The organism is Curtobacterium sp. VKM Ac-2889 (assembly GCF_015350855.1).
Taxonomy (GTDB): Bacteria; Actinomycetota; Actinomycetes; order Actinomycetales; family Microbacteriaceae; genus Curtobacterium; species Curtobacterium poinsettiae.
Genome location: NZ_JADKSC010000002.1, coordinates 393030 through 405554 on the forward strand (window position 1 = coordinate 393030; position 12525 = coordinate 405554).

Consider the following 12525-nt stretch of genomic DNA (forward strand, 5'->3'; position numbering starts at 1 on the left):
TTGCGGGCGCCGGCGGGAGTGCTCGTGTCCGTGCTACGCGGTGCCGAGGCGCCGGCTGCTCGCCAGTCGCTGGGAGGCTGCGGCGATCCGTTCGTCGGTCGACGTCAGGGCCACGCGGACGTGTTCGTCCCCGGCTGCACCGTAGAACGTGCCCGGTGCGACGAGGATCCCGCGGTCGGCGAGCCAGGCGACGGTGTCGAGCGCCGGCTCGCCGCGGGTCGCCCAGAGGTAGAGCCCGGCTTCGCTGTGGTCGATGCGGAAGCCCGCGCCCTCGAGTGCCTGCCGGAGCATGTTCCGACGGGCACGGTAGCGGGCCTTCTGCTGCTGCACGTGGGTCTCGTCCTGCAGCGCGACGACCATCGCCTGCTGCACGGGCAGCGGTGGCATCAGCCCGGCGTGCTTGCGGACGGCCAGCACGTCGGCCAAGATCGCGGCGTCACCGGCGACGAAGGCAGCACGGTAGCCGGCGAGGTTCGACTGCTTCGACAGCGAGTACACGCTGAGCACGCCGTCGAGCGAGTCGCCGACGACCCGGGGGTCGAGGATCGTGGGGGTCGGGGTGGTGGCGTACTCCGGGTCCCAGCCGAGCTCGGCGTAGCACTCGTCGCCGACGATGACGGCCCCGAGCTCGCGGGCGCGCACCACGGCGGCACGAAGCTGGTCGATGGTGAGCACGCGGCCGTCCGGGTTGCCCGGGGAGTTCAGCCAGACGAGCTTCGTGGTGGACGGCCACTCGGCGGGGTCGTCCGAGGCGAGGGCGTCGGCCCGGACCAGCGCGGCACCGAGCTCGTACGTCGGGTACGCCGCTGCCGGGAACACCACGGTGTCGCCGGGGCCGATGCCGAGCCAGAGCGCCAGGCCCGCGATGAACTCCTTGGAGCCGATCGTCGGCAGCGCGTTCGCCTCGGTCAGGGCGACACCGTGCCGGCGGCCGTACCAGTCGGCGATGGCCTGCCGGAGCGCCGGGGTGCCGGCGACCTGCGGGTAGGCGTGCGCGTCGGTTGCGGTGGCCAGGGCGGTGCGAACGACCTCGGGCGTGGGGTCGACGGGCGAGCCGACGCTGAGGTCGACGATCCCGCCCTCGTACGCCGCGGCGCGCTGCTTGAACGGGACGAGCTGGTCCCAGGGGAATTCGGGGAGGTCGAGCGCCACGAGGGGTCCGGTCAGCCGCGGACGGGCTCGGCAGCGACGACGGGGTGGTCCTTGTGGATCACGCCGACCTTCGCAGCGCCACCGGGCGACCCGACCTCGTCGAAGAACTCGACGTTGGCCTTGTAGTAGTCGGCCCACTGGTCGGGCAGGTCGTCCTCGTAGTAGATGGCCTCGACGGGGCAGACCGGCTCACACGCACCGCAGTCGACGCACTCGTCGGGGTGGATGTACAGCGAGCGGTCGCCCTCGTAGATGCAGTCGACCGGGCATTCGTCGATGCAGGCGCGGTCCTTGACGTCGACACACGGCTGGGCGATCACGTAGGTCACGGTTCGGGTGCTCCCTTCGACGAGCGGGTTCGAGTCTACTCGTGGCCCGGGGCCGTCCGGGACCGCAGCCCCGACAGGTCCGGCCACGCGAGGACGAGGGCGGTGATGGCCGCGGGGGCGAAGGTCCACACGTACCCGGCCGCGTTGGCGAGGACGAGCGGCGAGCTCTCGCCACCGACCGACACGAGCACCTGCGTCGCGACGAGGATGCCGATGCCGATCGCGGCGACCATCGTCCGCGAGCGGTAGACGAGCCGCACGCCCACGGTCAGGCCGAGCACGATGAGGGTGGTGACGACGAGTCCGACCGGGAACGCGCCGAGCGTCTGCTGGTGCGTCACCGTGCCGAGGCCGCCGGCGAGCAGCCCGACCAGCAGCGACACCACGGCCGCCGCGGCCTTGCCCTGACCGGACATCTCGCCGTAGGTCTGCGGCGCCGCCGGCTGCGGGGCCGCGTCGTGCCGGAACGCCTCCACCGCAGGGGCGTGTTGTCGGACACCGTGCGGCATCACCCACGACAGCGCGGCCGGGTCGGCGGGGTCGACGGGGTCGACGGCGACCTGGGAGCGGTACTGCTCGACGGCCGCCCGCACCTTGGCCCGGACCGGCAGGACGTCGACGGTGACGTCGGCCTGCCCGCTGTCGGGGTCGACGATCATCGAGAACGGGACCTCTTCGGCACGGGCCGCGTACTGCGCCGCGTGGTGCATCCGCACGTGGTCGGGGTGTCCGTAGCCGCCGTCGTCGGCGTAGCTGATCACCGCGTCGGCTCCGGTGGAGCGGATGGCTGCGCGCACGTCGTCGACCACCTCGCCCAGGTCGGCCGCGGTCAGCGAGTCGGCCGGGGCGTCGGCCGCAGCGGTGGCCCGGCCGTCCGGGCCCCACTGCATGCCGGAGTCGACGTACCGACGCTCGGGCAGGTCGGTCGGCCGCGCGCCGCGCCCACCGAGCCACAGGTGCTGCGGCCCGCCGAGGGCGGCGAGGGCCGCGGCGATCTCGGTCTCCCGGTGCCGCGCCACCCGCGCGGGGTCGCCCGCGAGCGGAGCCAGCTGCTCCGTGAGCATCTCGCCGCGCTCGCCCCGGGTCGCGGTGAGCACGGTCACCTCGGCACCGCGCTCGAGCAGGGTGGCGATGGTCCCACCCGACGAGAGCGTCTCGTCGTCGGGGTGGGCGTGCACGATCAGGACGCGCTCCGGGCGCGTGGCGGGGGCCTTGGACATCGTCCCCAAGGGTACGGGACTAGCGGGGCGTGACGATGTAGGTCGCCGTGACGCCACCGCTGTCCTTGCTGTCCGAGAACGTCAGCACGACGCGGTACCCGTCGCTCCGGAACATGCCGAACGCGCTGGACGAGTCCGCGCGCTTCGCCGACTCGGTGTACCCGGCATCCGTGAGCTGCTGCGCGGCCGTCCGGAAGTCGTCGACGGAGGCCGCCCGGACCTGCGCGACCCACCCGGAGCCGTTCGGTCCGGCTCCCCCGCCCAGCACCGTGCCGTCGACGAGCGGGACGTCGGCCGACGGGAACCCGTCCGGCACCTTGCCGTCGGAGGTCACGTCGGCGCCCTTGAGCGCCGTGTCGAGCGCGCCGTCGATGCCACCGGCGACCGAGGACATGCCGTCCTGGATCGCCTTGCCGTCGATGCCGGCGACCCCGTCGGCCACGTTCGACGCGACGGAGGACCCGAGGTCGGTGGCCTGCTGCACGGCCTCGGTCGAGCAGCCGGTGAGTCCGGCCAGGGCGATGCCGGCAGCGACGGCGGCGATCAGCGGGGTACGGAGGGAACGCATGGCGTGACCGTAACGGACGAGCCGGGAGGCGCGGCGCGAGTTGGCTGTGAACGTGCCGTCCCCGGGGCGGTCACCTGCGCGGCGGGGCCGCCCCGGGCCTCCGTGCCGACGGACGGTTCAGGCGACGTAGGCGCGCGTCGCCGCCACCAGGGCGTCGACACCCACCGGGATCGCCGTCTCGGCCTGCGGCGCGTAGAACGGCGAGTGGTTGCTCGGGATCTCCTCGCCACGGCGGAAGCACTCCGGGTCGGTGATGCCCGTGAACCAGTACACGAGCGGCGCGCCGGCGGCGGTGGCCAGCTGTCCGACGTCCTCCGACGCCATGGCGAGCCCGATCTCGAGGTCGCGAGCACCCGGCACCTCGGCGCGGATGGCGTCGAGCACGGTGGCGGCGGCCTCGGCGTCGTTCACGGTGACCTCGGCACCCGGAGCCCGCACGATCGTCGGCTCGGACAGCCCACCGGCCGCGCTCTCGGCACGGACGATGCGTTCGATCGAGGCGATGATGCGCTGGCGGGTCTCCTCGTTGCGGGCACGGGTCGAGATCTCGATCACGGCCTCGTCGGGGATGATGTTCGCCCGCGTGCCGGCGTGGAAGCTGCCGACGGTGACGACACCCGCGTCGCTCGGCGAGACCTCGCGCGCGACGACGGTCTGCAGTCGCACGACGGCCGACGCCGCGGTGACGACCGGGTCGAGCGAGGCCTGCGGCGCCGAGCCGTGCGCCCCACGGCCGTTGAACGTCACCGTCAGCCGGTCGCTCGACGCCATCACCGGGCCGGTGCCGACGGCGACGATGCCGACCGGTGCGGGCGCGGAGTGCTGCCCGAGCACGACGTCCGGCCTCGGGAACCGCTCGACCAGGCCGTCCTCGACCATCGCGCGTGCGCCGGAGATGACCTCTTCAGCAGGCTGGAAGACGGCGACGACCGTGCCGCGCCAGTCCCCCGTGGTCGCGACGAGGCGCTCAAGGGTGCCGAGCAGCCACGTGACGTGGATGTCGTGGCCACAGGCGTGCATGGTCGGGACGTCCCGGCCCTCGTCGTCGGTGCCGACGTGCTCGCTGGCGTACGACAGGCCGGTGCGCTCCTGCACCGGCAGGCCGTCCATGTCGGCGCGGAGCCACACCACGGGGCCCTCGCCGTTCGCGACGACACCGACGACGCCGGTGCCGCCGACGCCCGTCGTCACGTCGATCCCCCCGATCTCGGCGAGCTTCGCGGCGATGACACCGGCGGTGCGGTGCTCCTGGAAGCCGAGCTCCGGGTGGGCGTGCAGGTCCTGGTAGATCGAGAGCAGGTCGAGAGTCACGCTGACCACGGTACAACCGCGAACGGCCCGACCACCTGTTGCAGGTGACCGGGCCGTCGGACGGAGGACGGGCCTCCGGGGGTGTTGCTCGTGCTGGTGCTTACGCGTCCTGGCGCTTCAGGCGGGCGTACGAGCGCTGGCGGGCCTGCGCGTCGAGCTCCACCTTGCGGATGCGGACGACGGCCGGGGTGACCTCGACGCACTCGTCCTCGCGCGCGAACTCCAGGCACTCCTCGAGCGAGAGCTGGCGCGACGGCGTCATCGACTCGAAGGAGTCGGCGTTCGCCGAACGCATGTTCGTGAGCTTCTTCTCCTTCGTGATGTTGACGTCCATGTCGTCGGCGCGCGAGTTCTCGCCGATGACCATGCCCTCGTAGACCTCTTCGGTCGGGTTGACGAAGAACGTCATCCGCTCCTGGAGGTTCGTGATGGCGAACGGCGTGACGACACCCGAACGGTCGGAGACGATCGAGCCGTTGATGCGGGTCTGGATCGGGCCGGCCCACTCGTCGTAGCCGTGCGAGATCGCGTTGGCGATGCCGGTGCCGCGGGTCTCGGTCAGGAACGACGTGCGGAAGCCGATCAGACCACGCGACGGCACGATGAACTCCATGCGCACCCAGCCGGTGCCGTGGTTCGTCATGTTCTCCATGCGACCCTTGCGAGCTGCCATGAGCTGCGTGATCGCGCCGAGGTACTCCTCCGGCGTGTCGATCGTCATGTGCTCGTACGGCTCCTGCAGCTTGCCGTTCTCGTCACGCTTGGTGACGACCTGCGGCTTGCCGACGGTGAGCTCGAAGCCCTCACGACGCATCTGCTCGACGAGGATGGCCAGTGCGAGCTCGCCGCGACCCTGGACCTCCCACGCGTCCGGACGACCGATGTCGAGGACCTTGAGCGAGACGTTGCCGATGAGCTCGCGGTCGAGGCGCTCCTTGACCATGCGGGCGGTCAGCTTGTGGCCCTTGACCTTGCCGACGAGCGGGCTGGTGTTCGTGCCGATCGTCATCGAGATCGCCGGGTCGTCGACCGTGATGGTCGGCAGCGGGCGGACGTCCTCGGGGTCGGACAGGGTCTCACCGATGGTGATCGTGTCGAACCCGGCGACGGCGACGATGTCACCGGGGCCGGCCGACTCGGCCGGGTAGCGCTCGAGCGCCTTGGTGATGAGGAGCTCGGTGATGCGGGCGTTGACGACGGTGCCGTCGTGCTTGACCCACGCGACCGTCTGGCCCTTCTTCATCGTGCCGTGGAAGATGCGCAGCAGCGCGAGACGACCGAGGAACGGCGACGCGTCGAGGTTGGTGACGTGGGCCTGCAGCGGGTGCTGGTCGTCGTACTTCGGCGCCGGGACGTGCTGCAGGATGGCCTCGAACAGGGGCTCGAGGTCGTCGTTGTCGGGCAGCTCGCCGTCGTTCGGCTTGTTGCGCGACGCGGCACCGTTGCGGCCCGAGGCGTAGACCACCGGGACGTCGAGGATCGCGTCGAGGTCGAGGTCGTCGACCTCGTCCGACAGGTCGGAGGCCAGGCCGAGCAGCAGGTCCTGCGACTCGGAGACGACCTCGTCGATGCGGGAGTCGGGGCGGTCCGTCTTGTTGACGAGCAGGATCACCGGGAGCTTCGCGGCGAGCGCCTTGCGGAGCACGAAGCGGGTCTGGGGCAGCGGGCCCTCGGACGCGTCGACCAGCAGGACGACACCGTCGACCATGGACAGACCGCGCTCGACCTCGCCACCGAAGTCGGCGTGACCCGGGGTGTCGATCACGTTGATGGTGATCGGGCCGTCCGAGCCGAACTCGGTCGCGTGCTTGCCGTTGTAGAGCACCGACGTGTTCTTCGCGAGGATCGTGATGCCCTTCTCGCGCTCGAGGTCGTTCGAGTCCATCATGCGGTCTTCGCCCTCGAAGTGGGCGTCGAACGAGTTGGTCTGCGTGAGCATCGCGTCGACGAGGGTGGTCTTGCCGTGGTCGACGTGTGCCACGATGGCGACGTTGCGCAGGTCGGACCGGGTGGCGAGCGCCATACAGGACATCCTTCAATTTCTGGGAGAGTGTCGGGCCAGTGTCTTCACAGCACCGCACCCGCGGGCAGAACGCCCGACACGCCAGTCTACCGGTAGTTCGCAACAGACAGGAGTACTGACGATGAGCCGTCGGCGAACGTGGGTCGAGATCACCATCGTCCTGCTGCTCTCGCTCGGCGCCAGCGCCCTGTACTCGATCCTGCAGATCATCGACGACCTGTCGCAGACGACGCCGCTCGGCGAGCAGTCGACGGCCCTGAACACCTCGTCGACGACGGTGCAGTACGTCGACCTCGCCCGGCAGCTCCTGGGCATCGCGGTGGACCTGGCCCCGGTGGCACTCGTCTGCTACCTGCTGTGGAGCACCTCGCGACCGCACCTCGGCCGGCTCGGCATCGACCGGTTCCGGGCGAAGCCGGACCTGGGCGGCCCGGCCCTGATCGCGCTCTGCATCGGGATCCCGGGGCTCGCGCTGTACTTCGCCGGACGTGCGCTCGGCATCACGGTCGCCGTCGACCCCGCCGCACTGAACTCGTACTGGTGGACGATCCCGGTCCTGCTGCTGTCCGCGATCCGCTCGGGGCTGCAGGAGGAGGTGATCGTGATCGGGTACCTCTACGCCCGGCTCGGGGACCTCGGGTGGGGCCGCTGGCAGATGATCCTGTCGACCGCACTGCTGCGTGGCAGCTACCACCTGTACCAGGGCTTCGGGGCGTTCATCGGCAACGCGGTGATGGGCGTCGTGTTCGGCTGGATCTACACGAAGTGGGGTCGGCTGCTGCCGCTCGTGATCACGCACGCCCTGCTCGACGCGGTGGTCTTCGTCGGGTACCCCTGGGTGGCGCACGCGTTCCCGCAGTTGTTCGCGTAGGCCGCCGGGTCGCTGGCGGAACGCCGCGTCGCGGGGCCGCCGGCTCGCTGGCCCGCTGGCCGTTCGGCGCGCCACCGGGCGCATCCACAACCCCAGCACAGCGCGCCGAGGTCCGAGGGCCGAACCGCAGCCCTACGGTGAGCGCATGAGCATCCCCGCGATCGGCGAGTCCGCACCGTCGTTCACCCTGCCGGGGATGGTCGTGCGCCGTGGCGTCCGCTCCGACGACGAGTACGACCTGTCCGCCGAGATCGGCCGGACGGTCGTGCTGGCCTTCTACCCGGGCGACGCGACGGCGGTCTGCACGGCCCAGCTCTGCAGCTACCAGGCCGAACTCGACGAGTTCACCGACCTCGGTGCCACGGTGTGGGGCATCAGCCCCCAGGCGCTCGACTCGCACGAGGAGTTCGCCCGCGGCTCCTCGCTCGCGTTCCCCCTGCTCAGCGACACCGCGGGCTCGGTCATCCGCGCCTACGGCGTCCAGGCACCGGGGATCGGCCTGCGACGATCCGTGTTCGTGATCGGCCCCGACGGCGTGCTCCGATGGCGCCACATCGGCCTGGTCGGCCTGCGGTTCCCGAAGGCCGAGACGATCCGCGAACAGATCGAACTGCTCGTTTCGTAGCCCCGGCGTGGGAGTCCGCTGAACTCGTCGAAACGGGGTGTTGACACCCCAACCGGGGGCGACGACCATGGACGGCACGAGGGTCCGTCAAGGATCTGCCTCCCCGGGGAATCGGGTCGTCCGGAGATACGCGCCGGTGTGTCACACCCGCTCCCCGGGCGTCTCCGGGGAGGCATCTCGTACCCTCGTCCGGTGCACACCACCATCGTCGCCCCGGGCCTGCGCGCCCTCGCCCTCGTCCTCTGGGTCGTGGCCGTCGTGCTCGTCCCGCTGGCCCTGATCGGCGGCGGAACCCCGTGGCTCGTGCCGATCCCGAGCATCGCCGTCGCCTTCGTCGCGTGGGCGGTGCTGTGGCGGCCGCGGTTCGAGCTGACGCCCGAGCACCTGCGCATCGTCGACGTCCGGCGCACCAGCACCTACACCTGGTCGCGCGTCAGCGAGGTGCGCACGAAGTACGGCATCGAGGTGGTCACCAGCGAGGGCGTTCGCCGCGTCTGGATCGCGACCCGCCCGACGGCGCGTCTCGCCGCGCACACCGGTGACCGGCCAGGAGGCCCGGATCGCCTGGACGTCGACGCTGCGGCCGCGCTGATGCTGACCCACGTGCCCGCTCCGGTGACGCAGGACGGCCCGCCCCCGTCGTCCGTGACGGCTGCGCCGATCACGCACCGCACCCACGGCTGGACGATCCTGGCGCTCGTGGTCCTCGGGTTCGCCGCGTCGCTCGCGGCGGCACAGTTCTGACTCGCCCGGACGCAGAACGACACCCCCGACGTCGTGCGACGTCGGGGGTGTCGTTGAAGGTTCTCCGTCCGGAGCCGGTCTCAGCGGTAGAAACCGACGGTCTCCTCGCGGTTCGGCGTGATGCGGTTCACAACTCGGACGATCTCACCGTTGCTCTGCTTCTTGTACACCTTGTTCGGCTTGTAGGTGTAGCAGGTCCCGGACGTGATCACCTTGTACACCCCGGAGTCCCAGAAGTTCCCGTTGACGTTCCGCGTGTACGGCGACAGCGTCGCTTGGCCCCCACCAGTCCGGCTGTAGCAGACCTGGAAGCTGACAAGCCTTGCACTTTTCGCCTTCACCTGGCTGAAGGTCGCCGTGGTGCGGTAGACATTCGTCTTGCCGTCGTTGTCCTTGAAAGTGTTGGAACCGCCGACGACCGTGGTCCCGCCGATGTGCACGATGACGACCTCGGCAGCGCTCGCCGAAGTGGCGGTGAATCCCAAGAACGCGAGCGTCATCGCTGCGACGCCCATCATCATCTTCTTCTTACGCATGGATCTGCCCCTTGTTTCACAGAGGCGGTAGCCCCTACCGCCCTCGGCAACAGTTGCAGGGCACAACATCGGATGTCAACTGAAGGTCTGGGCAGGCGCGTCGTCAACGGGCCGCACACGAACGACACCCCCGACGTCGTGCGACGTCGGGGGTGTCGTTCGTGTGCGGTGTCGTTCTCGTGCGGTGTGGCTACTTCTTGTAGCCGACGTCCTGCCACTTGACCGACGACTGCTGGAACTGCGCCGGACCGTAGTTCACCAGGTCCTTGCGAACGCCCCAGGCGTACGGCTCGGCGAACAGCGGGATGGTGCCGGCGACCGCGACGATCTTCTTGCCGATGGCCTGCGCGTCCTTGATGCGGGCATCCGCGTCGAGTTCGCCGTTCGCCTTGTCCCAGGCGGCGCCGAGCGAGTCGTCCGTCACGCCGCTGTAGTTCTGGCCGGCGTCGGCGGGGTAGTAGATCGACTTCAGCGACGAGATCGGGAACGGGGTGCCCTGCCACGCGAAGTACGTGGCGTCGAAGTCACGCGTCGACGTGGTGACGTACTTCGTGAAGAAGTCGTCGGTCGGGACGGTGTCGATGGTGACCTTGAAGCCGGCGAGCTTCGTCTGCTGCTGCACGAGCTGCGCGACGTTCGCCGAGTTCGGGTTGTCCGAGGGGATCACGAAGCGGACGTCGAGTTCCTTGCCGCCCTTGGTCGCGTAGCCGTCCGAACCGATCTTCCAGCCGGCGTCCTCGAGCTTCGACTTCGCCTTGTCGGTGCTGTAGCCGTAGACGCTCGACGCGTCGTCCTCGTAGCCCTGCTGACCGGGCAGGTAGACGAGGTTGTTGAGCACGTCGCCCGGGCTCTTCACCGGCGACAGGATCGCCTGGGCCACGACCTTGCGGTTGATGGCCTGTGCGAACGCCTGGCGCACGTCCTGGTCCTTGAAGACGTCCGAGGTGCCGTTCAGCGTGATCTGACGCTGCGTGGTGCCGAGCGAGCGCTCGATCTTCGAGTCGGACCGCGAGTTCGCCGTCTTGAGGTTGTCGGCGCTGCCGTTCAGGTTGAACGCGTCGAGCTCCTTGTTGCCGTACGCCTGGGCGACGCCGTCACGCGAGACCGTCTTGAAGACGATCGTGTCGAGCTTGCCCGGGTCGCCCCACCACTTGGAGTTCTTCTCGAAGGTCACGACGCCACCGTTGGCGTCGAAGGACTTCAGGATGTAGGGACCACCGGAGACGTAGGTCTTGCCGTCGGCGGCGTACGGACCCTTGGCCCAGGCCTTGTTGAAGTGGTCCGGGGTGTCGACGGCCCAGTACGGGTAGATCGCGCCGAGGACGCTCGCCCAGTCGGCGTTGGTCTTCGAGAACGTCATGATGACGTCACGCTCGTCGGAGCCTTGCTTGACCGAGTCCACGTCCTCCCACACGTTGGTGGCGAGGGGCGCGAAGGCCTTGTTCGTGCCGTTCAGCGCCTTCCAGTTCGCGATGACGTCCTTTGCGCTGATCGGGGTGCCGTCCGACCAGACGGCCTTCGGGTTGATCTTGATCTCGACGGTCTGGGGCGAGTCCTTGGTCAGCTCGACGGAGGTCGCGTAGTCCTTGTTCGCCTCCCACTCGCCGTTCTCCTTGAACTGGATGAACCCCGGCAGGTAGGTCTGCGAGATCGTCGTGTCGTCGACCGTCCCCGAGTCAAGGTTGGCCAGCTGCCAGTTCGCCGGAGCTGTGTCGATCGGCAGGGCGATCGACCCGCCGTCCTTGACGTCGGCGCGGTCCGCGACGGTCCAGCCGGTCGACTTCAGTGACGACTCGGCGACCGCGGAGTTGTCGCCGCCCGCTTCTCCGCCGCCGGAGCAGCCCGCCAGCACGACGGCAGCTGCCGCAGCGGTGGCCAGGACCGCGATGCCCTTGATCCTCTTTCGCATGGCGAGGATTCCCTTTCGTTGTGGTTCGCGCAGTTCGCGCTGGACCGCGGCGGCCCCGCCGTCGCGTCTGTTGGTTGAGAACCCTAGCCACATCCGAAGGCTGCACAAGGGTCTCTGCGAGGAATCGAAACACGCTCGTAACGAATGTTGCATAACGTCACTTCCGTTGTCCCACCCCGCCGTCCGGACCGGCTAGCCTGTCGCCACCGACAACGCCGTCCGGACGGACGGCCGCACCCAGAGGTCACCAACCACATGCTCGCCTTCATCGCAAAGCGGATCGTCAACTACATCGTCCTGACGATCGTGGCGACCACGCTCGGGTACATCCTCGCCAGCACGACGCTCAACCCGGCCGCCCGGTTCCTCGGGCGCAACCCGGCCGTGCCGCAGGGCACCATCGACGCGTCGCTCCGCAAGCTCGGCGCCGATCCGAACACCCCCATCCTCGTCCGCACCTGGGACTGGTGGGTCGGCCTGGTCACGCACGGGTCGCTCGGCATGAGTTCGCGCGGCACCGAGGTGACGGCCGACATCATCGCCCGGTCCGGGACGAGCCTGCGGCTGCTCGTGATCGGCACGCTGCTCGGTGCGCTCTTCGGCGTGCTGCTCGGCGTCTGGAACGCGGTCCGGCAGTACAAGGTGTCCGACCAGGTCTCGACCTACGCGTCGTTCACGGTGCTCGCGACCCCGCCGTTCGTGATCGCGGTCGTGCTGATGATCCTGGCGACGTCCCTCAACCAGGGCGTCGGCGCACAGGTGATCAGCTTCACCGGTGAGTACACGCCGGGGGTGAGCGGGTTCTTCCCGGTGCTCGGCGACCGACTCGTGCACCTGTTGTTACCCACGATCTCGCTGACGGTCGGCGCCGTCGCGTCGTACTCGCGCTACCAGCGCTCCGCGATGCTCGACGTCCTGTCGAACGACTTCATCCGGACCGCCCGGTCGAAGGGCCGCACGCGCGGATCGGCGATCATGCGCCACGGCGTGCGGGTCGCCCTCATCCCGATGTCGACCTTCTTCGCCTACTCGTTCGGGTTGATCCTGACGGGTGCGAGCATCACCGAGCTGGTCTTCAGCTGGCACGGCATGGGTGAGTACTTCATCCAGAGCATCACGAACAACGACATCAACGCGGCAGCGGGCACGATCCTCTTCACGGCGATCCTCGTGCTCATCGCAGGGACCCTCGCGGACCTGCTGTACGCCGCGCTCGACCCGCGAGTGAGGGTGTGAC

General features: G+C 69.6%; 12 protein-coding genes. 4 read left to right on the forward strand and 8 right to left on the reverse strand.

Features of this window, described 5'->3' with window-relative positions; all coding sequences use genetic code 11:
• Positions 1-33 precede the first annotated feature (33 nt).
• From dapC to typA, 6 genes are all read right to left on the reverse strand, one after another.
• Positions 34-1152 carry a succinyldiaminopimelate transaminase gene (dapC, locus tag ITJ50_RS07650; RefSeq protein ID WP_194590243.1) on the reverse strand — a complete coding sequence of 373 codons (1119 nt, stop codon included), beginning with the start codon at positions 1150-1152 and terminating at the stop codon, positions 34-36.
• An 11-nt stretch (positions 1153-1163) separates the two neighbouring features.
• Entirely contained in the window at positions 1164-1481 is a 318-nt protein-coding gene (gene fdxA, locus ITJ50_RS07655) for a ferredoxin (protein WP_017887060.1), read from the reverse strand.
• A gap of 35 nt (positions 1482-1516) precedes the next feature.
• Positions 1517-2701: a PIG-L family deacetylase gene (locus ITJ50_RS07660; protein WP_194590244.1), complete on the reverse strand. Its 1185-nt coding sequence runs from the start codon at positions 2699-2701 to the stop codon at positions 1517-1519.
• 19 nt (positions 2702-2720) lie between these two features.
• Positions 2721-3269, reverse strand: coding sequence for a hypothetical protein (locus ITJ50_RS07665; protein WP_017887062.1), 549 nt, complete (start codon positions 3267-3269; stop codon positions 2721-2723).
• A gap of 117 nt (positions 3270-3386) precedes the next feature.
• On the reverse strand, positions 3387-4580 hold the full coding sequence (locus ITJ50_RS07670) for an amidohydrolase (RefSeq protein ID WP_323749893.1): 1194 nt from the start codon (positions 4578-4580) through the stop codon (positions 3387-3389).
• 100 nt (positions 4581-4680) lie between these two features.
• Positions 4681-6603: a translational GTPase TypA gene (gene typA, locus ITJ50_RS07675; RefSeq protein WP_017887064.1), complete on the reverse strand. Its 1923-nt coding sequence runs from the start codon at positions 6601-6603 to the stop codon at positions 4681-4683.
• A gap of 121 nt (positions 6604-6724) precedes the next feature.
• Between typA and ITJ50_RS07680 the strand changes: the two genes are divergently transcribed.
• From ITJ50_RS07680 to ITJ50_RS07690, 3 genes are all read left to right on the forward strand, one after another.
• Positions 6725-7474 (forward strand): CPBP family intramembrane glutamic endopeptidase, encoded by a 750-nt coding sequence (locus ITJ50_RS07680; RefSeq protein ID WP_017887065.1) that lies wholly within the window; start codon positions 6725-6727, stop codon positions 7472-7474.
• Positions 7475-7619: 145 nt separating this feature from the next.
• Positions 7620-8099, forward strand: coding sequence for a peroxiredoxin (locus tag ITJ50_RS07685; RefSeq protein WP_042539357.1), 480 nt, complete (start codon positions 7620-7622; stop codon positions 8097-8099).
• A gap of 192 nt (positions 8100-8291) precedes the next feature.
• The gene (locus ITJ50_RS07690) at positions 8292-8843 is read left to right on the forward strand and encodes a PH domain-containing protein (RefSeq protein ID WP_042539359.1); all 552 of its coding nucleotides are present in this window, start codon (positions 8292-8294) and stop codon (positions 8841-8843) included.
• An 80-nt stretch (positions 8844-8923) separates the two neighbouring features.
• On the opposite strand, the gene ITJ50_RS07695 is transcribed toward ITJ50_RS07690, so the two are convergent.
• Positions 8924-9379 (reverse strand): hypothetical protein, encoded by a 456-nt coding sequence (locus ITJ50_RS07695; RefSeq protein ID WP_152427246.1) that lies wholly within the window; start codon positions 9377-9379, stop codon positions 8924-8926.
• Positions 9380-9569: 190 nt separating this feature from the next.
• Positions 9570-11288: an ABC transporter family substrate-binding protein gene (locus tag ITJ50_RS07700; RefSeq protein WP_194590246.1), complete on the reverse strand. Its 1719-nt coding sequence runs from the start codon at positions 11286-11288 to the stop codon at positions 9570-9572.
• A 255-nt stretch (positions 11289-11543) separates the two neighbouring features.
• On the opposite strand from ITJ50_RS07700, the gene ITJ50_RS07705 reads away from it, so the two are divergent.
• Positions 11544-12524, forward strand: coding sequence for an ABC transporter permease (locus ITJ50_RS07705; RefSeq protein ID WP_017887070.1), 981 nt, complete (start codon positions 11544-11546; stop codon positions 12522-12524).
• Position 12525: the final 1 nt, after the last annotated feature.

Coding starts and splice junctions, on each gene's coding strand:
- ITJ50_RS07660 (WP_194590244.1), bottom strand. CDS start 2,701: ATGTCCAAGGCCCCCGCCACGCGCCCGGAGCGCGTCCTGATCGTGCAC.
- ITJ50_RS07665 (WP_017887062.1), bottom strand. CDS start 3,269: ATGCGTTCCCTCCGTACCCCGCTGATCGCCGCCGTCGCTGCCGGCATC.
- typA (WP_017887064.1), bottom strand. CDS start 6,603: ATGGCGCTCGCCACCCGGTCCGACCTGCGCAACGTCGCCATCGTGGCA.
- ITJ50_RS07680 (WP_017887065.1), top strand. CDS start 6,725: ATGAGCCGTCGGCGAACGTGGGTCGAGATCACCATCGTCCTGCTGCTC.
- ITJ50_RS07685 (WP_042539357.1), top strand. CDS start 7,620: ATGAGCATCCCCGCGATCGGCGAGTCCGCACCGTCGTTCACCCTGCCG.
- ITJ50_RS07695 (WP_152427246.1), bottom strand. CDS start 9,379: ATGCGTAAGAAGAAGATGATGATGGGCGTCGCAGCGATGACGCTCGCG.
- ITJ50_RS07700 (WP_194590246.1), bottom strand. CDS start 11,288: ATGCGAAAGAGGATCAAGGGCATCGCGGTCCTGGCCACCGCTGCGGCA.
- ITJ50_RS07705 (WP_017887070.1), top strand. CDS start 11,544: ATGCTCGCCTTCATCGCAAAGCGGATCGTCAACTACATCGTCCTGACG.